Origin of the sequence: Streptomyces boncukensis, assembly GCF_011045075.1 — a bacterium.
Classification (GTDB): domain Bacteria; phylum Actinomycetota; class Actinomycetes; order Streptomycetales; family Streptomycetaceae; genus Streptomyces; species Streptomyces boncukensis.
In genome coordinates this window covers 1-19750 of the sequence record NZ_JAAKZZ010000004.1, presented here as the reverse complement: position 1 = coordinate 19750, position 19750 = coordinate 1, and the positions used below count along the sequence as shown (strand labels likewise).

At 73.0% G+C, this 19750-nt stretch carries 19 protein-coding genes; 4 read left to right on the top strand and 15 right to left on the bottom strand.

Features of this window, described 5'->3' with window-relative positions; all coding sequences use genetic code 11:
- Positions 1–12: 12 nt before the first annotated feature.
- The 12 genes from G5C65_RS01010 to G5C65_RS00955 all read right to left on the bottom strand — a co-directional run bounded on the left by G5C65_RS01010 (position 13) and on the right by G5C65_RS00955 (position 12416).
- Positions 13–1065, bottom strand: a complete 1053-nt coding sequence (locus tag G5C65_RS01010) for an SDR family oxidoreductase (protein ID WP_165296627.1) — start codon at positions 1063–1065, stop codon at positions 13–15.
- A complete protein-coding gene (locus tag G5C65_RS01005; RefSeq protein WP_165296626.1) occupies positions 1062–2840 on the bottom strand; it encodes an AMP-binding protein in 1779 nt (592 codons plus the stop codon). Before G5C65_RS01005 ends, G5C65_RS01010 begins: the two co-directional genes overlap by 4 nt.
- Complete coding sequence (locus G5C65_RS01000) at positions 2830–3813, bottom strand: acyl-CoA desaturase (RefSeq protein WP_165296625.1); 984 nt, start codon at positions 3811–3813, stop codon at positions 2830–2832. Before G5C65_RS01000 ends, G5C65_RS01005 begins: the two co-directional genes overlap by 11 nt.
- A gap of 24 nt (positions 3814–3837) precedes the next feature.
- On the bottom strand, positions 3838–4092 hold the full coding sequence (locus G5C65_RS00995; RefSeq protein ID WP_165296624.1) for an acyl carrier protein: 255 nt from the start codon (positions 4090–4092) through the stop codon (positions 3838–3840).
- A 56-nt stretch (positions 4093–4148) separates the two neighbouring features.
- The gene (locus G5C65_RS00990) at positions 4149–6014 is read right to left on the bottom strand and encodes an acyl-CoA dehydrogenase C-terminal domain-containing protein (protein WP_165296623.1); all 1866 of its coding nucleotides are present in this window, start codon (positions 6012–6014) and stop codon (positions 4149–4151) included.
- 63 nt (positions 6015–6077) lie between these two features.
- The gene (locus tag G5C65_RS00985) at positions 6078–7004 is read right to left on the bottom strand and encodes a crotonase/enoyl-CoA hydratase family protein (protein WP_165296622.1); all 927 of its coding nucleotides are present in this window, start codon (positions 7002–7004) and stop codon (positions 6078–6080) included.
- A gap of 65 nt (positions 7005–7069) precedes the next feature.
- Positions 7070–7525, bottom strand: coding sequence for a PaaI family thioesterase (locus G5C65_RS00980; protein WP_241265457.1), 456 nt, complete (start codon positions 7523–7525; stop codon positions 7070–7072).
- Positions 7526–7704: 179 nt separating this feature from the next.
- Positions 7705–8940, bottom strand: a complete 1236-nt coding sequence (locus G5C65_RS00975) for an alcohol dehydrogenase catalytic domain-containing protein (protein ID WP_165296621.1) — start codon at positions 8938–8940, stop codon at positions 7705–7707.
- Complete coding sequence (locus G5C65_RS40310; protein ID WP_165296620.1) at positions 8937–9869, bottom strand: helix-turn-helix domain-containing protein; 933 nt, start codon at positions 9867–9869, stop codon at positions 8937–8939. Before G5C65_RS40310 ends, G5C65_RS00975 begins: the two co-directional genes overlap by 4 nt.
- 318 nt (positions 9870–10187) lie before the next feature.
- Complete coding sequence (locus G5C65_RS00965; RefSeq protein ID WP_338146189.1) at positions 10188–11384, bottom strand: MAB_1171c family putative transporter; 1197 nt, start codon at positions 11382–11384, stop codon at positions 10188–10190.
- On the bottom strand, positions 11384–11926 hold the full coding sequence (locus tag G5C65_RS00960) for a hypothetical protein (RefSeq protein ID WP_165296618.1): 543 nt from the start codon (positions 11924–11926) through the stop codon (positions 11384–11386). The genes G5C65_RS00965 and G5C65_RS00960 overlap by 1 nt, the downstream gene beginning before the upstream one ends.
- A 22-nt stretch (positions 11927–11948) precedes the next feature.
- Positions 11949–12416, bottom strand: coding sequence for a helix-turn-helix domain-containing protein (locus G5C65_RS00955; protein WP_165296617.1), 468 nt, complete (start codon positions 12414–12416; stop codon positions 11949–11951).
- Positions 12417–12766: 350 nt separating this feature from the next.
- On the opposite strand from G5C65_RS00955, the gene G5C65_RS00950 reads away from it, so the two are divergent.
- Genes G5C65_RS00950 through G5C65_RS00940 form a run of 3 tightly spaced genes read left to right on the top strand, consistent with a single transcriptional unit; the run spans position 12767 to position 14804 of the window.
- Positions 12767–13561, top strand: coding sequence for a BTAD domain-containing putative transcriptional regulator (locus G5C65_RS00950; protein WP_165296616.1), 795 nt, complete (start codon positions 12767–12769; stop codon positions 13559–13561).
- 41 nt (positions 13562–13602) lie between these two features.
- Positions 13603–14037: a nuclear transport factor 2 family protein gene (locus G5C65_RS00945; RefSeq protein WP_241265456.1), complete on the top strand. Its 435-nt coding sequence runs from the start codon at positions 13603–13605 to the stop codon at positions 14035–14037.
- The gene (locus tag G5C65_RS00940) at positions 14034–14804 is read left to right on the top strand and encodes a GDSL-type esterase/lipase family protein (protein ID WP_165296615.1); all 771 of its coding nucleotides are present in this window, start codon (positions 14034–14036) and stop codon (positions 14802–14804) included. Before G5C65_RS00945 ends, G5C65_RS00940 begins: the two co-directional genes overlap by 4 nt.
- A gap of 60 nt (positions 14805–14864) precedes the next feature.
- Here G5C65_RS00940 and G5C65_RS00935 read toward each other — a convergent pair whose 3' ends face one another.
- The 3 genes from G5C65_RS00935 to G5C65_RS00925 are packed head-to-tail and all read right to left on the bottom strand — an operon-like array spanning position 14865 to position 17553.
- Positions 14865–15515 (bottom strand): SGNH/GDSL hydrolase family protein, encoded by a 651-nt coding sequence (locus tag G5C65_RS00935; RefSeq protein WP_165296614.1) that lies wholly within the window; start codon positions 15513–15515, stop codon positions 14865–14867.
- The gene (locus G5C65_RS00930) at positions 15515–15826 is read right to left on the bottom strand and encodes an acyl carrier protein (protein ID WP_165296613.1); all 312 of its coding nucleotides are present in this window, start codon (positions 15824–15826) and stop codon (positions 15515–15517) included. The genes G5C65_RS00935 and G5C65_RS00930 overlap by 1 nt, the downstream gene beginning before the upstream one ends.
- 2 nt (positions 15827–15828) lie before the next feature.
- Positions 15829–17553: a fatty acyl-AMP ligase gene (locus tag G5C65_RS00925; RefSeq protein ID WP_165296612.1), complete on the bottom strand. Its 1725-nt coding sequence runs from the start codon at positions 17551–17553 to the stop codon at positions 15829–15831.
- Positions 17554–17783: 230 nt separating this feature from the next.
- On the opposite strand from G5C65_RS00925, the gene G5C65_RS00920 reads away from it, so the two are divergent.
- A complete protein-coding gene (locus G5C65_RS00920; protein WP_338146188.1) occupies positions 17784–19538 on the top strand; it encodes an acyl-CoA dehydrogenase family protein in 1755 nt (584 codons plus the stop codon).
- Positions 19539–19750: the final 212 nt, after the last annotated feature.

Below are 19750 nucleotides of genomic sequence, written 5' to 3'. Positions count from 1 at the left end.
GGTACGTGTCGGTCATGCGGCACCCTCGCCCTCGCCCTCGCGCTCGCGCTCGCGCTCGCGCGCCCAGAAGGCGAGGCTGTGCCGGAAGGCGTCACGGTCGCTGACCCGCCGGACGCCGAGCGCGGTGAGCTCGGGCCAGGAGGAGGGCAGCGCGCCGCCGGACGCCGCCGTGACCTCGCTGACATGGATGAGGGTGCGCATGAACTGCCGGGAGATGGCCGGGATCTCGGCCAGGTCCCGCTCGCCGAGCAGGGCCGGATCGACGACTTCGAGCCGGGCCAGCTCCCTGCCGCGCCCCCGGGCGTGCTGGATGAGGATGTCCTGGGCCTCGTCGACGGTCATCGCCCCGTCGCCGTAGGTGAGCCACAGCAGCTTCCCGAGCGCGTCCTGGCGCACCCCGTGCGCGATGGCCTGCGCGGTGGTGTCGAGCGCGACGAGGTCGACCAGATTGCCGGGGTGCGCCGGGTAGTACGGGGCCTTGCCGCGCCCCAGCCAGTCCGACAGGCGCTGCACGATCTGCGGGCGGTCGCTGGCTCCGGTGCGGGAGTGGCCGACGAGGTTGGTCGGCCGGTACACCGTGTGCGGGATGCCGGAGGCCGCGAAGATCTTCTCCGACTCCCACTTGGACCAGATGTAGGGCGTCACCACGTTGTCCGGGCTCATCTCCTCCACCGTGCCGCGCTCGATGGCCCGTACGAAGCTGGTACTCACCTGGTGGACCGGCGCGCCGGCCGCGCGGGCCAGCTCGGCGACCCGCTCGGTGCCCCGCAGCGTGACCTCCTCGTACCGGGCGCGCGGCAGGCCCCACTCGGTCAGCGCGGCGGAGTGCACGATCACATCCGTACGGTCGGCCAGCCGCTGCCACTCGGGTACGCCGAGGCCCAGCCGCTCGGCGGCCAGGTCGCAGCGGAGCGTCTCGTCCACGGGCAGCGGGCGGGAGTCGCTGTGCGCGGTGCCGATCACATGGAAGTCCGCCAGCTCCCGGGCGACTTCGCGGCCGATCACCCCGGACGCACCGGTGATCAGCACGGTGCGGTGCCCGCCGGGCCGGGCACCGCCGGTCATGACGGACCCCCGGCGGGCGCGAGTTCGACGGTGGCCAGCGGCTCGAAGCCGCCCGAGTCGAAGAGCTGGCGGCAGCGGTGCCGCTGGATCTTGCCGGTGGGGGTCTTGGGCAGGGCGCCGCGCCGCAGGAAGACGCAGGTGTCCAGACCGACCGCGGCGCGCCGCATCGCCAGATCGGCGGCGCTGCGCGCGAGGGCCTCGAAGTCCAGGTCCCGGCCGCGCGGTTCGAGGAAGAGGGTGAAGCGCATCGCGGTGCCCTCGTGGTGCCCGATGAGGGTCGAGCAGCCGCGCCGCACCCCCTCCAGGGTGTCGATGGCGGACTCGATCTCGCTCGCGTACACCTTCCGCCCGGCCAGCGAGATCACATCGTCCGCGCGTCCCACGGGATAGAGGTGCCCGTCGCGCACGAAGCCCAGGTCGCCGGTGTGCAGGACGCCGCCGGCGAAGCGGTCCGCGGTGCCGTCCGGGTCGCCCAGATAGCCGTGCGACAGGCTCGGCGACCGCACGGTGATCTCGCCGACCGCCGATGTGCCGGGAGCGGGCAGCTCGACCCCGGCGCAGGGCGCCCCCGCGCTGACCAGCCGGGTGGCGTCCGGCTGGGCGGGATCCGCCTCGACCAGCTCGCCGGCGGCCAGCGCTGTGGGGTCCACCGTGACCGCGCGGGGCGCCTCGTCGCGGCGGGTGGCCGTGACGGCGAGGGTGGCCTCGGCGAGGCCGTAGGCGGGCATGAGGGCCTCCTCGCGGAAGCCGTACGGGCCCAGGACGTCCACGGCATACCGCAGGGCCCGCTCCTCGACGCGCTCGGCGCCGACGATGCAGACCCGGGCGCGCAGCCCGTCGCCCAGCCGGGGCGCGCGGCTGGCCGAGCGCGCGGCGAGGAAGAGGCCCGTCGGGGTGCCGGCCGTCAGGGTGCCGCCCGCGGCGGCCATGTCGGAGAACCAGGTGCCCGGCGCGAACATGAACCGCTCCGGCGTGGAGAGATACAGGTCGGCCCCGCCCCACCAGGTGGTGAGCAGGATGCCGAACATCCCCATGTCGTGCGAGAGCGGCAGCCAGCCGACCGTCACATCCCTGCCGGGCCGCGGGTCGATCAGCTCGCCCAGCAGCTCCAGCTGCGCGGTGATCGCGCGGGTGGAGAGCATACAGCCCTTGGGCGCGCTGGTGGAGCCCGAGGAGTACTGCACGAAGGCGAGTTCGTCGTCCCCGGGCGGGGCGGGGTCGATCCGGCCTGTGCCGTCCATCTCCTCCCAGGCGCGCACCCGGGTGCCGGAGCCGAGGTGCTCGGGCAGCAGGGTGCGCATCCGCTCCTCGACGAGGAGGACCGGCGGGCGCAGTTGCCCGCAGATGGCGCGCAGCCGGCCCTGGTACTCCTCGGCGCTCATGCCGCGTACCGGCACGGGCAGGGAGGCGACGGCGCCGCCGGCGAGCCAGACGGCGAGCAGGCCGCGCACCGTGGCGGCGGAGTTGGTGAGCACCGACGCCACGGTGGTGCCGGGCCGCACCCCCGCGGCCCGCAGCCCGGCGGTCATCGCCTCGGCGTCGCGCACCAGGCGCGGCCAGGGGATCTCCCGGTAGGTGTCGCCGTCCCAGGCGTGCAGCGCCGTGGTGAACGCCGCGGTGTCGCGGGTCAGGCGCTGCCAGAGCTTTCCCTGGCTGGGAAGCGGCTGCCCCGCGCTGTCCGCCGCCCCGCGCCCCTGGGGGCGCACGTCCCGCGCCGTGTTCTCCGGGTGTTCCGGATGCTCCGGGCGCTCCGGGCGCCGCGCGTCACTCGACATCCGCGACCCCGACGACGGCGTCCTTGCGCTCGGCGAGCGGCACGGGCGGCGCGGAGCGCCCCTGACGGCCGCCGCCGGTCTTCCGCAGCCCGTCGGCGCGGCGCTCCTGGCGCTCGCGGTCGATCTCCATGACGTCCCAGGCGAGCCGGGCCGACTTCAGGCCGGAGATCACCAGCGCGCTCACGTCCACCTCCCACCAGCGCATGCCGTGGCTGGCGGAGCGTGGGAAGGCGTGGTGGTTGTTGTGCCATGCCTCGCCGAAGGACGGGATCGCGAGCCACGCGACGTTCCGCGACTCGTCGGGGGTGTCGAAGCGGCGGCGGCCGAAGTAGTGCCCGATGGAGTTGACCGCGTAGGTGATGTGGTTGCTGACGAAGAAGCGGACGAGCCCGCCCCACAGCGCACCGGTGGCGAAGCCGAAGAGGGTGCCGGTCAGCGCGAACCCGATGAGTCCGGGCAGCACGATGCCCGCGAGCACGATCGGGATGAACCAGCGGGAGATCACCCGCAGATCCCGGTCGCGGGCGAGATCGGGGCAGTAGCGGATGGGGTCGCTGGTGAGGCCCGGGTCGAACAGCCAGCCGAGGTGCGAGTGCCACAGCCCCTTGAGGGCGCCCCGGATGCCGGGCTGCTCTTCCTGGTACGGGCTGTGCGGGTCGCCCGGCTTGTCGGCGACCCGGTGGTGCCTGCGGTGGTGGGCCACCCAGATCAGCGGCGGGCCCTGGCCTGCGATGGCGCCGGCCGTCGCGAAGAAGATCTTGATCGGGCGGTAGGTGCGGAACGACCGGTGCGCGAGCAGCCGGTGGTATCCGGTGGAGACGCCGAGCCCCGCGATCACGAACATCACGAGGAAGGCGACGAGGTCGGACGGTCCCGCTAGGCTGTTCCACAGCAGGACCATGGCCGCCACCACGCCGAAGAGCGGCAGCAGCGACGAGACGAGGATGAATCCGTAGTGCTTCCGGCCGTCCATGGGATCACTCCTTGGGCGTGTGCGTCACGCGGAGTCCTGAGCGGCGAGCGCCTCGTTCCCGATGGCGATCAGGTCGCCCAGGGTCCGGGCGTCAGCGGCGCGCGCCGGGTCGAACTCGACGCCGTGCGTCTCCTCCAGGGTGAAGACGATCTCGGTGACCTGGAGGCTGGAGAGGCCGAGGTCGCCCAGCTTGGTGTCCTCGGCTATCTCGATGCCGGTGGGGGCCTTGCCCCGCATCTCCCGGTGGATGAGCTTGGTGACTTCTTCGACGGTGATCATGGGTGCTCTCCTTGTGGACGGACCGGTCCGCTGGGTGGGGTGGTCGGCCGTACGGGTCAGAAGGCCCCGGCCGGTACCGACATGAGGCGGTGGTCGGCGCTCTCGACGATGCGCCGGCGGGCGGTGAGTTCGGGCAGGACGGTGCGCGCGAAGAAGGCCGCGGCGGCCGCCTTGCCGGCCTTGAAGTCCGCGCTCGTACGGGAGCCGGGCGCGGCGGCGATGTCGGCCTGGCGCAGCAGGAGCCAGCCGACCAGGAGGTCGCCGACGCTCATCAGCAGCCGTACGGAGTGCAGTCCGATGCGGTAGAGGTGCCCGGGGTCCCCGGCCGCTTCGCCGAAGGCGGCGGAGAGCGCCCCGAGCATGGCGGAGACGTCCGCGAGGGCCACGCGCAGCAGGGCGCGCTCCTCGGCGAGAGCGTCGGCGGGGCCGTCGCCGTCGGCAGAGTCGTCCGCGGGGCCCCCGGCGTCCGGGGCCGTGGCCGTCTCCTCGATCCCGGCGGCGATCCGGGCCCAGGCGAGCCCGCCGTCCTTGAGGTACTTGCGGAAGAAGAGGTCCAGGGACTGGATCGCGGTGGTGCCCTCGTAGACCGAGTCGATCCGCGCGTCCCGCAGATACTGCTCGAAGGGGTGGTCGCGCACATAGCCGGAGCCGCCGAGCACCTGGTACGCCTGCCCGAGCTGCTCGTAGGCGCGCTCCGAGCCGACGCCCTTGACCACGGGCAGCAGCAGGTCGTGCACCTGCGCATGGGTGGCGGCGCCCGGCTCCGGCGCGTCGGTGCGGTCCTGGAGGGAGGCGGTGTAGAGATAGAGGGCGCGCAGTCCCTCGGTGTACGCCTTCTGGAGCATGAGCTGCCGGCGCACGTCCGGGTGGTCGATGATCGGGACGCGGGGCGCGGTCGGGTCGGTGAGGCGCGTCAGGTCGGGGCCCTGGCGGCGCTCCTTGGCGTAGGCGAGGGCACCGAGATAGCCGGTGGAGAGGGTGCCGACGGCCTTGGTGCCGACCAGCATCCGGGCCCAGCGAATGACCTCGAACATCTGGGCGATGCCGCGGTGTTCGTCCGCCATGAGCCAGCCGCAGGCCGGGGTGCCGTGGCCGCCGAAGACCAGCTCGGCCGTGGTGGAGCCGCGCACGCCCATCTTGTCCTCAAGGTGGGTGGCGAAGACGCCGTTGCGCGCGCCGAGCTCCCCGCTCTCCGCCGCGAAGTGGAACTTGGGCACCAGGAACAGGCTCAGCCCCTTGGTGCCCGGGGCCGGGGCGAGGCCCTCGCCCTCCGGACGGGCCAGGACCAGGTGCACGATGTTCTCGGTCAGGTCGTGCTCGCCGCCGGTGATGAAGCGCTTGACGCCCTCCAGATGCCAGCTCCCGTCCGGCTGCGCGACGGCGCGGGTGCGCAGCGCGCCGACGTCGGAGCCGGCCTCGGGCTCCGTGATGCACATGGTGCCGGCCCAGCCGCGCTCGGCCATCAGCCGGGCCCAGCCGCGCTGCTCGGCGTTGCCGAGGCGGTGGACGAGGTCGGCGCAGTTGGGGACGGCGCTGAAGTACATGTGCAGCGCGGGGTGCGCCGCCATCAGGATCTCGGCTGCCGCCCAGCGCACGGAGCCCGGCAGCCCGTAGCCGCCCAGCTCGGCGGGGAGGTGGAGCCGGTGCCACTCCCCCTTCCACAGCTTGTCGAAGGCGTCGCGCAGCGGGGGCGGCAGCTGCGCGGCGTGGGTGGCGGGATCGAGGACGGGCGGGTGGCGGTCCACCTCGGCGAAGGAGGGGGCGAGCTGCTCGGCGGCGAAGCGGTCGAGCTCGCGCAGCACGCCCCGCACGGTGTCCTCGTCGGGCCGCTCACCGGACGCGGAGCCCGAACCGTCCTGGATACGGAGCACCTCGAAGAGGTTGAACTCCAGATCGCCGACATTTCCCCTGTAGTGACTCACACGTCCCCCGTGGTCGGTGCGGTGCGGTGCGGCAGTGCTGGTGCGACGCCCCCTGCGGCGCTGTCAGCCCTTGAAGGTGGAGGAGCCCGCGTCGCCGAAGGGCTCGTCGCGGCGGCGTACCGCCTCGCGCCAGCCGTGCTCGGCCGCCTGCGACTGGAAGCCGAAGCCCTCCGGCGAGTGGCGGGAGACCCCGTCGAAGAAGGTGCCGAGGACCTGGGTGGCCTGCAGCCCCTGGGCGTACAGCGCCTGGTTGATCAGCAGCTTCTGCATGACCAGCTGGTTGACGGGCAGCCGCGCGACGCGCTGCACCAGCGTCTCGAACCGTTCGTCGAGCTGGTCGGCGGGCGCCGACTCGGTGGCCAGCCCCCACTCGTACGCCTCGGTGCCGGAGAGGCAGTCACCGGTGAACAGCAGCCGCTTGGCGCGCGCGACGCCGAGCCGGGCCGCCCACAGCGCGGAGGTCGGGGTGCCCCAGACGCGGGCCGGCGGATAGCCGATCTTCGCGTCGTCGGCGACCACCAGCAGATCGGCGCAGAGCGCCATGTCGGTGCCGCCCGCGACGCAGAAGCCCTGCACCTTGACGAGCACCGGCTTGTCCGAGTGGAAGAGGCTCATGAAGCCGCGGACGTTGCGGGACATCATCTGGTAGTCCGTCACCGGATCCCAGGTGCCGTTCTGGTCGTGGTTGGCGGCCATGACCATGGGGTCGAGCGGCCCGCCGGCCGGGGCCTCGGCGCTCTGCGGGTCGTAGGCGTTCAGGCTCTCCGCGCTCGCGAGATCGTAGCCCCCGCAGAATCCGGGGCCGTTGCCGGTGAGCGCGATCACATGGACGGCTGCGTCGACATTGGCGCGCTCGACACAGCGCTGGAGCTCTCCGGCCATGTCGAGGGTGATGCCGTTGCCGCGCTTGGGCCGGTTGAGGGTGATGCGGGCGACAGGACCGTCGACCGTGTAGAGCATCGTGCGGAATTCCGTGTCGGGCTCGGTCATCGCATTCCTCTCGACACCAGGTTGCTCACGTCACCGGGGGCGCCGCACAGGGCGTCATCGGGGCGTCACAAGGGGATGAGCGTGGCGGTGGACATCGCGACCTTCTTCTCGGCGCCGTCCGGCTGCACGGCGACGACCTCGGCGGTGGCCACCGTGAGTTTGGCGCCCTTCTTGAACACCTCGCCGCGCGCGATGAGCTGATCTCCGACGGCCGGTGCGAGGAAGTTGATTTTGTACTCCGCCGTCACGCCCTGCTCGCCCACGTCCGCGAGCGTGAGCCCCGCGAACCCCATGGCGCTGTCCGCGATCATCCCGACGGTCCCGCCGTGCACAGCCGGCGGGATGTGCGACATCACCCGCTCGTGGCACTGCAGCCCGATGTGCACGACGCCCGGTTCGCACACCTCCAGCGTCGCGCCGAGCAGCGCCATCGCGGACTGCTTCTCGAACGCGTCCTGGACGACCTTCGCGAACTCCGGGTTGGGTGCCCGCCACTGCCGTGCGGACGACGATGCGGTCAAGCCATCTCACCTCATCAGGACGCGGTGCCGATCGGGACGGAGTGTCGCATATGCGGGCGCTACTCCTGCCAGGCCGTCGTGCGGCACACCGGAGGCGGAGCCGGTGTGAGGGAACATTCGCACACGGGCCGGGCGGAAGTCGTTAGCGCTCAGCGCCCACCCCTTGGCATTCCGCGCCGTCATCGGCTCTCCACCAGCACGGTCTTGACCGCGTCCCCGCGCACATGCGCGCGCAGCGCGCGTACTCCGTCGTCGAAGGGCGCGGTCCGGCTGATGACCAGCTCGGGCCGCAGCTCGCCGGCGGCGATCAGCTCCAGTACGCGGGGCACGGCGGCCTGGTTGTGCGAGTCGCCGAGCTGGAGCGTCACCCGCCGCCCGAACGAGGTCAGATACGGCACCCGCGCCACCCGGTGCAGTCCGCCGGTGGAGGCGCAGACCCCCTCGGGCCGGGTGAGCGAGAGCGCCAGCGGCACCCCGCGCCGGTGGCAGCTGCGGTCGATGACGAGCCGGGCCCGCTGCCTCGGGCCCAGCTCGCGCGGGGCCAGCGGGACCATGCCGAGCTGGGCGGCCCGCTCCCGCACCGCGGGCCTGCTGTCGCACAGCCGCACCTCGCGGGCGCCGAGGGCCCGGGCCGCGAGCCCCGCGTACAGGGCCGCGCTCGGGGAGAAGAGCGGCCGGCGCGCCAGGCCCGCGAGGATCAGTACCTCGGTGTCCTTGTCCTGGTCCAGCAGGCCCGGCAGGTGGCGGGCCAGGTGCCGGTAGCCGTCGCACACCCCGTCGGCGACGCTGGAGGCGGCGAGCGGTGAGACGCCGGGCGGCAGCCGGAAGAGCATCGCGTCGGCGTACGGCACCGCGACGACCTCCGAGAAGGTGCCGCCCCAGTGGCCGCCCATCGCCCCGAAGCCGTACATGGAGCAGGGCGGCACCTCCTCGCACACGCCGGTCGCGCCCCCGGCGCAGGACGGGCAGCGGCCGCAGGCCACCTGGAAGGAGACCACCACCTGGTCGCCGGGCCGCACCCGGGTGACCTCGTCCCCCACCTCCAGCACCTGGGCGACGCACTCGTGGCCGAGGTGCGCCGGGAGGGGGAACGGGGTGGCCCCCAGCGCGAGCGGGCGGTCCATGTCGCAGGTGGCCGCGGCGATCGGGCGCACGCTCGCGCCCCGGGGGCCCGGAGGCGGGGGCTGCGGCACCTCGCGCCACGCGAGGCCGCCCGGTCCGGCCGTCAGCGCCCGCATCCGGCCGCGCGTGGGGCGCAGCCGCTCGCGCAGCCCGTCGGCCGCCGCCGCTGCGAGGCGCGCGGCGCGCAGGCCCGTGTGGTGTTCGAGCAGGGCCCGCGCGGCGGGCCGGGCCGAGACCAGCGAGGTGCCCGTGCGGCGGAGCAGGCCGCGCTGCCGGTGCGCCGGCCCGCTCATCGCGGGCGCCCCGCGTCCGCTTCCCGCACCGTCCCGGCGGCCCGCAGCGCGCGCCGGCGCCAGGTGTTGGGCGGCATGTCGTACACCGCGCGGAAGGCGCGGGTGAACTCGGGGGCGCGCCGGTAGCCCCAGCGCGCGGCGACCGCGTGCACCGGCACATGCGCCTGGGCCGGGTCGGCGAGGTCCTGGCAGCAGCGCTCCAGACGGCGCGCCCTGATCCACGAGGCGACGGTCGCGCCCTGCTGCTGGAACACCCGGTGGAGCTGGCGTACGGAGATGTGGTGGGCCTCGGCGAGCACGGCGGGCGAGAGCGCGGGGTCGGCGAGGTGTTCCTCGATGTACAGCCGCAGCCGCAGGATCAGCTCCTGGCGGGGGTCGGGAGGGGCACCCGCGCTGCCGGCGTCCAGGTGGCGCCACAGGGCCGTCAGGAGCAGGTCCAGCGCGATCCGTCCCAGGCGCAGCTCATCCGGCGGCCCCAGCGGAACGGGGTCGTCCAGCAGGCAGGAGAGGAACCGGGCGAGCGCGGCGCCGGGCCCGCCCTCCGCGGCCAGCCGGACGCCGGTCAGCCGCCGCACGTCCCCGTCGTCCAGCGGCAGGTCGGCACGGCGCACATAGAGCACGTCGCCCGCGGCCGACGCGCTGCCGAGCGGGCGCAGCACCTGGTGCAGGCGGGCCGTCTCGGCGCGGGTCAGCTCCGTGCGGAGCCGCGGCAGGAGGCGGCCGCCGGCGGTGAGGGTGAAGACGCCGCGGACGGGCGCGGCGCCGCGGTAGCGGGCGAGCGCGGCGAGATGCTCGGGACCGGCGTCGAGGACGAGCAGGTGCTCGAAGGCGCCGTCGGCTGTCCCGGCGCGGAGGGGCGAGGGAAGAGGGGGTGTGGGAGTGTGCGGTCCGGACAGGCGCGGTGCCTGACTGCGGACGGGCCGTTCCACTGCTGGCAGTCGGTCGTCGTGTAACGCTGTTCCGTCCACTTGTGTTCCTCCAGGAATCCACCCGTTGGACCGGCGGGCGCTCCACGCGTGCGGACATCCGCCCGCCGCTTCCGCGCCACGGCAGATCCGAGGCTTCGGTCCGCGCCCCGCTGGTCAAGTCCCCCACGATCCGCATCTCTTGTTGTGCCGTCAATGACGACGTCCAGGAGGCGGAACACACCTCCACCACGCGCCACCCGGGCCACTCTGGCCCCTGAGTGCTGCTCCTCCGGCGGAGCCGGGCGGCGGCGGTGCGCGACGCGGGCCGGGCCGCCGGGCTCAGGCGGTGCTGCGCGGCAGCGCCGCCGCCGTGGCGACCGCGCCGGCGAAGGCCCGGCCGACGAGGGTGAGCCACTCCAGTTCGCTCAGCCCTCCGGGCACGGCGACCGGGTCGGCCGGCTCGGGCGGCGGCTCCTTGGCGGACCCGCCGTCGGCACCGGCCCGCCGGGCGTCGAGGGCGCCCTTCAGCAGCGCGGCCTCGACCGCGGCGCTCTGCTCGGCGGCCGACAGGCCGGCCTGCCGCCCCAGGCGGCGGGCCCGGAGGGCCACCCGCTGGTCCGTCAACGGCCACACCACCAGCCGACCGTCGTTGATCTCCGCCAGCCGCCGGGTCAGCCGGAGCTGCACGCTCCACCACGGGATCCGGGCGGGGAGCACGATGGTGGGCACGGCGGTGCGCAGGGCGTTCCACAGCGGATACAGCTCGCGGTAGCCGCGATAGGAGCGCAGCGCCTCCCGGGGGCCCACGAGGTGTCCGGCCCACGCGGGGAGCGCGAAACCCAGCACTCCCAGGAGGAGCCCGAGCAGGGTGCACAGGACGGACACCCTCGTGTTGAGCACGTCCCAGTTGCCGCCGAGCCACCGGGCCGCCATCGCCAGGCCCCGGGCCACGCTCATACCGGCGCCGAACGCCGCGCCGGTCGCGATCAGCCTCAGGCCCCGCCGGAGCCAGGGGTCCCCCGCGAGCCGGGCCCAGCGCAGGCACCTCCGGCTCACACTGACCATGGCCACCGCCTGGGCGGTCAGATAGAGCAGAACGAACTCGGAGATGTAGGGAGTGTCCGCGTAGAACGTCTCGAAGTCGGTGCGGCGCTCGACGGGCGCCTCGCCCGCCCAGAACAGCCCGGACATCCCCAGCAGCACGCCCCCGTATCCCGCGATCCAGCGCCGTGCCACGACCGCGGACTGGCCGTCCGGCTCCTGCCAGTACACGACGAGGACCTGCACCGAGGCCGCCAGCGTGATCCCCAGCGAGAAGACGACGAAGATGCCCAGGTTGGGCACCCCGGAGAGGTCGTTGACCGCGCCCATCGCCGCGGGCGCGGTGAGGGTGGGAATCGCCGCGCAGGACAGCAGCGTCGCGCACACGGCGCGGCGCATGGGGTCGTGCCAGGCTCTCGTCAGCTCGATCGCCTTGGACGCGAACACCAGCCACAGCGGCACAGCGCACGCCCAGTAGCCCACGCTGCGCTCCATCACGGGCCATCCCTCCCGGCGACCCCGCGCAGCGTTCTGTCCACCCGGTGGACGGCGACGTCGCTCGGGGTGCCGTACCCCGGCTTCCACGACCGGCTGGTCAGCCTGGCCAGCAGCAGTGACGCGAACAGGTCGGCCTCGCGCTCCGCTCGGGCGTCGTAGGGTCCCCGTGCGGCCATGATGCGCCCGAGGGCCTCGGAGCTCAGCGAGCCGGCGTCCACCGCGGGCAGGCAGCGGGCTCCGCCGGCGGCGGGCCGGCGGCCGTCCAGGATGTGCCAGACCTCATGCCCGGTGATCAGGAGCTGATGCCAGGGGCTGGTGTTCTGCTCGCAGAGTATGTGGTCCGTATCCTCCGTCGCCACCCACAGGCCGCTGACGGTGCGGGGCGGAAACGCGACCAGTTTGTGCCGTACGGCGCGTCCCGACAGCTCCCGCAGCCGTCCGCACAGCGGGTCGATCCAGGCGCCCGGATCATCCGGGCGCTCGCTGACGAGCCCGCGGACCAACAGCGCACAGCTCCGTCGCATGGCTCTCTTGTCCATCAGGGCACAGCCCTCCGTCGGTCTACTCCTTGTGCTCATTCCGCGTGCCGGACCCTGAGGGGGCACCATCGCTGCGCAGATAGACGTCGACGATCTGGCTGACCGCGGTCAGGCTCTCCGGCGAGAGGTCCAGGGCCCGCATCGCAAGGTTTCGGACTTCGTTGTTCTGCGCGACCCGGGCGAGGGCGATCTCCGCATCCACCTGCCCGTCGGGATCCTCGTCCAGGAAGTACGAGGCGGGGACGCCGAAGAAGCGGGCCAGGGCGCGCAGGAGGTCGGTCGACGGATTGGTCTTCGACCCCCTGCGGATAGCGGAGAGATAGGCTCCACTCACCCGGACCGCGTAGTCGTCCTTCTTGATCGCAAGGGCGACTTCGTCGTTCGTGTACCTGCGACCCCGCAGGCCCGCGGGTCGGACGCGATCGAAGAGCGCCTCAAGGCGGCCGGCCAGCGTCTGATCGCCCTGAGACCCGGTTGCTTGATCCACCATCACCTCGCAGAACTCGACTGGAAGTCGATTACTGTTCTCCGCCTCTGAACCTACAGTTGAGAACGGTTCATCATCGCGGAGCAGTCCAACGAACAGCAGAGCGCCTCGGAACGATAGTCAACCGTATGATCAAGGGATCGGGCAAGTGCGTAACAACGGGGGCAAGAGGGGCATAGAAGCGCGCTCGTACCTCCACAACTGCTCCGCAGGCCCGCGCCGGTGTGCCGCCGAGCTCCCCTCGGCGAACCCGCGCGGCGGACCCGCTTGCCCGTGACCGGAGTCCGGGCATCTGCCGCGCGCACATCGCAACTGCCACACAGGTCTCGGCTCAGTGCTCAGTGGAGGTACTGGTGAAATTCAGGCTGCTCGGGCCGGTCGCCGTGTATCAGGAACCCGACCGGTTGATCACTCCCACCCCGCGGAAGCTCCGCGAACTGCTCGCCCTGCTGCTGCTCAACGCCAACCGCGTCGTCGTCGCCGACGACCTGGTCGAGCAGATGTGGAACTCGGCGCCGCCGAGGACCGCCAAGACGGCGCTGCAGGTCTACATCTGCAGACTGAGGAGACATCTCTCGGTCCATGAAGGGAGCGCGGAGCGCGATGCCTCCACCCGGCTGGTGACGGCGCCTTCCGGCTACATCCTGGCCGTCCAGGAGCACGAGTTGGACCTGGCCCGGTTCGAGGCGCTGTGCTCGGCGGCGCGGAGGGCCGAGTGCGCCGGGGACATCGAGCGCGCGTCCCTGCTGTTCGGACGGGCTCTGGGGCTGTGGCGCGGGCCGGCCCTGGCCGACATCACCGGGCCGGCCGAACTGAACGCCGAGGCCGGGCGGCTCAACGAGGCCAGGCTCGCGGCCCAGGAGCAGCACATCGCCATGGACCTGCTGCTGGGCCGGTACGGCACGACCATTCCCCGCCTGACCGAGCTGATCAAGCGGCAGCCGCTGCGCGAGGGGCTGCACGAGCAGCTGATGATCGCTCAGTACCACTGCGGGCGGACGGCCGAGGCGCTGGAGACGTACCGGGCCGTGCGCAGCGCCCTGGTGGAAGAGCTCGGCCTGGAGCCCGGAGCCCGCCTCAAGTCCCTGCAGCAGGCCATTCTCAACCGCGACCCCGCCCTGGAAACCCGCCTGACTCCGGCCCTGTGACGCACGGGGCCGGAACTCCGACCACGAAGGGACCCGTCTGCATGATGCCCGTCCGCGCCTTCCGCGAGGCCGTCGAGTTACGCGACATGACCGCGGTGGAGAAGACGCTCGCCGCCGATGTGACGTTCTTCAGCCCGGTCATGGTCCGCCCCTACCGGGGACGTACGAAGGTCGCCGCGTTCCTCCGCGTCCTGTCGGAGGTGCTCCAGGAGTTCCGCTACACACAGGAGTTGTGGAACGACAGCCGGGACGAGGGCGGCCGCACCCATGTGCTGCTCTTCGACGCGCGAGTGGAACACAAGCCCCTGCAGGGCGTCGACGTCCTCGAATACGACGCGGCCGGGCTGGTGACCAGCCTGGTGGTCATGGTCCGCCCGCTGCCTGCCGCCATGACCCTGGCCCGGACCGTCGGGGCCCGCATGGAGCAGGACACCCCAGCCGCCGGCGGCCCGGCCGGGGCGGCGAGGCCCCGGTGAACGACCACGTACTCCGCACCGTCCAGCGGCTTTCGCTGCTGCTCCTGCCCGTGCTCGTCCCGCAGATCCTGCGGGTGAAAAAGCGGACGCCGCGGCTGTCCGAGGCCGCCGGTGCCGTCGGAGGAGTGCCCGGCGCCGAGCCCGCGCTGCGGCTCCTCGTCGTGGGGGACTCCATGGCCGCGGGAGTGGGCGTCCCGCACCACAGCGCCGGCCTGGCCGGCCGGCTGGCGGACCGATGGGCGGCGGAGACCGGCCGCTCGGTCAGCTGGCAGGTGGTGGCGCGCGGGGGAGCCACCGCCGAGTCGACCGCGAGGAAGCTGGCCAAGGGGCCGGTCGCGTCCCCGGATCTGGTGATCGTCGTGGTGGGGATCAACGACCTTCTCCGGTACCGGGGGCTGCGGAACTGGCGGCGGGATCTGGAGGTTCTGATCGCCACGGTCCGCGACCGGCTGGGAACGGCCCCGCCGCTCGTGTTCTGCGGGCTGCCCCCGGTCGGGAGGTTCCCCGCGCTTCCGCAGCCCCTGCGGGCGGCTCTCGGCCTGCGGGCCCAGCGGATGGACCGGGCGCTGCGCGCCTGCGCTGCGGCGAACGGCGCGTTCTGCGTGCCGCTGCCCGCTGACGCCATGGCGGACGAGCCGCGCGTGTTCTTCGCCGCGGACCGGTTCCACCCGTCGGCGCGCGGCTATGCCGAGATCGCCGACGGGTTCCTCGCGGTGACGCGCGACGCACTCAGGACGTCCGGTGCCCGACGTCCCCTCGGGAGCTGAGCCGCCCGCTCGCCGGCAGCGCGCCGGCCCGCCGGCGGACGGGCCGGCGCACCGCGCCCGTCAGGTCCCCACCTCCAGGCCCAGGCCCAGCGACAGACGCGCCGACGCCTCCAGCGGCAGCCTCTGGCGCACCAGCCGGGTGAACTCCCGCGCGATCACCTGGTGGCCCAGGGGCGACAAGTGGATGCCGTCCCCGGCCCACATGGCGGGGTCCCGCGCCTCGGGCAGCACCGCCGGATCCAGGCACGACGCGCCGTGCGCGGCGGCCAGGGCCGCCAGGTCGTGGTTGAACCGGGCGACGTCGCGCTGGAGGCGCGACCGCCGGACCCGGGAGACCGGCAGCTTCTCCCAGCAGGGCACGACACCCGAGGTGAGCACCAGAGCACCGGTCCCCGCGGCCCAGGAGAGCAGCGCCTCGCAGCCGCGCTTCGACTCCGCGGCATCGCCGCTGCCCGTGATGTCGTTCATGCCGCAGATGAAGGCCACGATCCCGGGCCGCGCGTTCCGCACCCGGGGGATCTGCCGTTCGACGACGTCCGCCGCCGTGGCGCCCTCCGCCGCGGTGTTGGCCACCGTGTCCCGGGGGATGCCGAGCTGGCGGGCCAGCCGCGGTACCCATCCGCGCCAGCCTCCCCCGGGAGCCGGGTCGTCCCGGCCCTGCGTCATGGAGTCGCCCAGCGCGACGAGCCGCGGCCGATCGGGCAGCGCCATCAGACGTCCCCCGCGGTCCGCGCCGGCTCCGGCTCCGGCGCCGGCTCCGTGCGCGCGGCGCCGAACTGCCCCAGATAGTCCGCCAGGGCGTCGACGGTGCGGTACTGGCGCACTTCGCCGACGTCCAGCTCCATGCCCAGCCGGTCCTCGATGTCGCTGATGACACTGAGGGCGTAGATGGAGTCCATCCCGTATTCGGCGAGTTCGACGGCGGGGTCGATGCTCTCCGCCGGCTGGTCCAGGTAGAAGGCCACACGCTCGGTCAACCAGGTCCGGAACTCGTCGGTCGAGTCCCCAGCACTGCTCGCCATGGTCACTGTCCTCTCTGCCCGGCCGACGCTCCGGCCGGGACGTCCGTTCGGTAGCCGGCGCCTTCGAGCGCGCCGTCGATGAACAGCTGCCTCATCAGTGAGCGGCGCACTTTCCCGCTCGTGGTCTTGCGCACGGTCCCGGGCCGCGTCAGGAGCACCGTCCGGGGGGAGATGTCGAACTCCCGGGCCAGAGCCCGGCGTATCTTCCCGGCGACTTCCTCGGGATCCCCGGAGCGGAACAGCACCGGCCTGGCCTCCTGGACGACCACGACGTCCGCGCTCCCCGCCGTCCGGCCGAACACGGCGCCGGCGTCGGCCAGCAGGTGCTCGTCCGCACGCTGCAGGACGTACTCCATGTCCTGCGGATAGAGGTTGCGGCCGCCGACGATGACCACGTCCTTGAGGCGTCCTGTGACGAAGAGCTCGCCCGCGCGCATCGCCCCCAGGTCCCCGGTGCGCAGCCAGCCCTCCTCCGCGCCCGGCACCGCGGTGGTCTGCCCGAACGTCTCCCGGGTGAGGGCGCCGCGCCGCCAGTAGCCCTGGGCCACCGCCGCACCGCGCACCCGGATCTCGCCGACCAGGCCGTCGGGCAGCACCTCCCCGGTCCCGGTGTCGACGATCGCCACCGAGGCGCCCAGCGGGCGGCCGCTGCTGACCAGACGCCGCTGCGCCGCGCCCGGCGCGGCCGGTCTGAGCACGCCCTCCGCCAGCGCTTCCGGGTCCGCCGCGGCGGTGACGGGAGGTTCCAGCCGCGGGCTGCCGGACACGAACAGCGTCGCCTCGGCCATGCCGTAGCAGGGCGAGAACGCGGCCGGGTCGAAGCCGGCGCGGGCGAAGCGGTCGGCGAACGCGGCCATGGTGTCCGCGCGCACCGGCTCCGCCCCGTTGAGCACGACCTCAAGGCTCGTCAGGTCCAGGGAGGCCGCTTGCTCGTCGGTGATCCGCCGCAGACACAGATCAAAGGCGAAGTTCGGAGCGGCGGTGTGGGTGGCCCTGAACTCCTGGACGAGGCTGAGCCACCGGTGCGGGCGGCGGAGGAACTCGTTCGGCGGCATCAGGACGAGATGCCCTCCGGCGCGGAGCACCGACAGCAGCTGCCCGACGAGCCCCATGTCGTGGATGACGGGCAGCCAGCCCACGGCGCTGAGTTCCGGCGTGCCGCCGATGGTGCGGTGAATCGACTCCAGATTGGCCAGCAGGTTTCCGTGGGAGACCATCACCCCCTTGGGCTCGCTCGTCGAACCCGAGGTGTACTGGAGGAAGGCGAGGCTCTCCGGCGGGGGCGCCGGAGGGCTCCGGGTCTCCGCCGTGCCCGCGAGGGTCCCCGCGTCGGCGCACGCCGTCCCGGGGGCGCCCTGGGCGCGCAGCCACGCCCGGACGCTGTCGAGGTGCGCGCGGTCGGTGAGCACGGTGCCCGCTCCCGCGTCGCGCAGTATCCCGGCCGCCCGGTCGGCGGCCGTCCGGAACCGGTCGGGCAGCGGGGCCGGCACGGCCACGGCGCCCGCATAGAGGCACCCCACGAACGCCTTGACGAAGTCGAGCCCGTCCGGGAAGAGCAGCAGGACTCGCTGCCCGGGGCCGCCGTCCGCGGTCAGCCGGGCGGCGATCCCGCGTGCCGACGCGTCCAGCTCCCGGTAGGTGAGCGTGTTGCTGACTTCTCCGTTCTTCGCGTCCCGGATGAAGGAGAAAGCAGTACGGTCCCCCCTTTGGACGTGCTGCTGGATCATCTTCGAAAAAGATGCCGGATTCGACTGGTGCAAGGGACCCCCACTGTTCTCACCGGTTTTTCCTGACGTCGCGGAGCCACACTAGTGGTGCCCGCAAAAGTGATGGCTATCGACAGCTAAAGGAGCTCTTTCATCGTGGTCCTGCGGCATGGATCCGGCTTCAGAACCGCTATTGCGGCGCCTAGGATGGCGACTGCTGAGTTCGGATAGCGCGGCAGAAGGGAAATGGTATGACCAGCACCGAAAACCCTGGCATGACCTCGGCCCGAGCGGCTGCCGCAGAACTGGGCACATTCCTGGGAAACCCTCGGGAACCCGGAGGGCCCTTCTCCTATCGAGAGACAGTTGCGGCAGAGGAGCGCAACGAACTTCCCGAAGGCGCGATTCACGCCATACGCTCCTGGGGATTCCAGGAGTTTCTGGTGCCGGTGGAGCAGGGCGGCCGGTTCGGCAACCTCGAAGAGCTCTTCTGCGTCACCCGCACCGTCGCGCAGCGAAATCTCACCGTCGCCGTGATGTTCGGCTCGGCCCTGCTGGGCGCCAATCCGGTGTGGCTCTGGGGGTCGGACGAGCAGAAGAAGGCGCTGGCGGCGGAGATCCTGCGCGGCAGGCTCACCTGCTTCGGGGTCTCGGAGGCGGACCACGGCAGCGATCTGATGTCCAGCGCGACGACCGTCCGGCACACGGGCGGCCACCTCGTGCTCTCCGGAGCCAAGTGGCCCGTCGGCAACGCCACCAGGGCCCGCTTCGTCACGACCTTCGCGCGTGCGGAGGAGGGGAGGAGGTTCTCGCTGCTGCTGGTGGACAAGGCCGAACTGCCCCCGGGAACCTGGGCGCAGCTGCCCGCCGTACGGACCGCCGGCCTGCGCGGGCACGATCTGAGCGGCATCGTCTACGACGAGGCCCCGATACCCGCCTCCTCGGTCATCGGGCACGAGGGGACCGGTCTCGCCCAGACGCTGAAGGCGCTCCAGATCACCCGCACCGCCATCGCCGCTCTCTCGATCGGAACGATGGACGCCGCCATCCGCATCGCCCTGCGCTACGCGCACGACCGCGAGCTGTACGGACGCCCCGTCTACGACCTGCCCGTCATCCGGGACACCTTGCTGAAGGCCCATGTGGATCTGCTCATCGGCGAGTGCGTGGCGGTGCCGGTCAGCCGGGCCCTCAGCGTCGCCCCGTCGCGGCTGAGCCTGTGGTCCTCCGTGGTGAAGTTCTTCGTGCCGGTGCTGGCCGAGGAGGTCGTCGCGAGCATGGCCGCGGTGCTGGGCGCCCGCGGCTATCTGCGCGAGGGAGTGGCCGACGGCATCTTCCAGAAGCTGCAGCGGGACCACGCCATCGCCAGCGTCTTCGAGGGCACCACGCATGTGAACCTGCACGGGGTGGCCCACCAGCTCCCGCACGTCCTGCGCCGCGCTTCGCGCGAGGCCACCGCCGAGGAGGCGGCCGGGCGCCGGCGGCTGCTGGAGGCGGTCTTCTGCATGACGCGGGACGCGCCCCGGTGGGAACCCGACGGCTCCCGGCTCCAGCTGAGCAACCGGGGGCACGACGAGATCACCACCGGCTGGGACGAGGCGGAGCGGCACCTCGGGGAGCTGGCCGCGGCGCCGGATCCCCTCCCGGTCCTGCCGGAGCTGCGCGGCCTGGTAGGAGAGTTCCGGGAGCGCAGCACGGCATGCTGGTCCTCGGTCACCGCCGAGCGGGACTGGGACAGCGGCAGCGTGCGGGCCCAGTCGGTCGCGACCGAGCACGCCGTGTACCACGCCGCCGCCTCCTGCCTGCTCACCTGGCAGGTCAACCGGAAGGACCTGGGCGGCGAGTTCGCCGCAGGCGGCTGGCTCGTGCTGTGCCTGGAGCGCCTCCTCCAGCGGCTCGACCCCTCCCGCCAGCTCTCCGCCCACCACGCGGCGCCGCTGGAGCGGGTGGTCCTGGACAGCCTGGAGAAGGACGGAGAGTTCTCCCTCCACTCCTTCCGCATCTAGGACTGCGGCCGGGCTCACTCGTACGGCCCGCCCGTGGTGCCCGCCCGTGCGGGGGTGCGCAGACTGGTGGCCGGCAGCGGGCCGGAAGGCCGAACACCACGGGAGAGGGCGCCATGGACCGGACGCGGATGCCGGGCTCCCCCGGGAAGGCGGTCGCGCGGCTGCTGGCGTGGTGCGCCGTGCTGGCGGCGGCCGGCGCCGTGGCCGTGCTG

Coding starts and splice junctions, on each gene's coding strand:
- G5C65_RS00985 (WP_165296622.1), bottom strand. CDS start 7,004: ATGACCGAGCCCGACACGGAATTCCGCACGATGCTCTACACGGTCGAC.
- G5C65_RS01005 (WP_165296626.1), bottom strand. CDS start 2,840: ATGTCGAGTGACGCGCGGCGCCCGGAGCGCCCGGAGCATCCGGAACAC.
- G5C65_RS00955 (WP_165296617.1), bottom strand. CDS start 12,416: ATGGTGGATCAAGCAACCGGGTCTCAGGGCGATCAGACGCTGGCCGGC.
- G5C65_RS00920 (WP_338146188.1), top strand. CDS start 17,784: ATGACCAGCACCGAAAACCCTGGCATGACCTCGGCCCGAGCGGCTGCC.
- G5C65_RS00960 (WP_165296618.1), bottom strand. CDS start 11,926: ATGGACAAGAGAGCCATGCGACGGAGCTGTGCGCTGTTGGTCCGCGGG.
- G5C65_RS00935 (WP_165296614.1), bottom strand. CDS start 15,515: ATGGCGCTGCCCGATCGGCCGCGGCTCGTCGCGCTGGGCGACTCCATG.
- G5C65_RS00925 (WP_165296612.1), bottom strand. CDS start 17,553: ATGATCCAGCAGCACGTCCAAAGGGGGGACCGTACTGCTTTCTCCTTC.
- G5C65_RS00930 (WP_165296613.1), bottom strand. CDS start 15,826: ATGGCGAGCAGTGCTGGGGACTCGACCGACGAGTTCCGGACCTGGTTG.
- G5C65_RS01000 (WP_165296625.1), bottom strand. CDS start 3,813: ATGGACGGCCGGAAGCACTACGGATTCATCCTCGTCTCGTCGCTGCTG.
- G5C65_RS00995 (WP_165296624.1), bottom strand. CDS start 4,092: ATGATCACCGTCGAAGAAGTCACCAAGCTCATCCACCGGGAGATGCGG.
- G5C65_RS01010 (WP_165296627.1), bottom strand. CDS start 1,065: ATGACCGGCGGTGCCCGGCCCGGCGGGCACCGCACCGTGCTGATCACC.
- G5C65_RS00975 (WP_165296621.1), bottom strand. CDS start 8,940: ATGAGCGGGCCGGCGCACCGGCAGCGCGGCCTGCTCCGCCGCACGGGC.
- G5C65_RS00965 (WP_338146189.1), bottom strand. CDS start 11,384: ATGGAGCGCAGCGTGGGCTACTGGGCGTGCGCTGTGCCGCTGTGGCTG.
- G5C65_RS00945 (WP_241265456.1), top strand. CDS start 13,603: ATGATGCCCGTCCGCGCCTTCCGCGAGGCCGTCGAGTTACGCGACATG.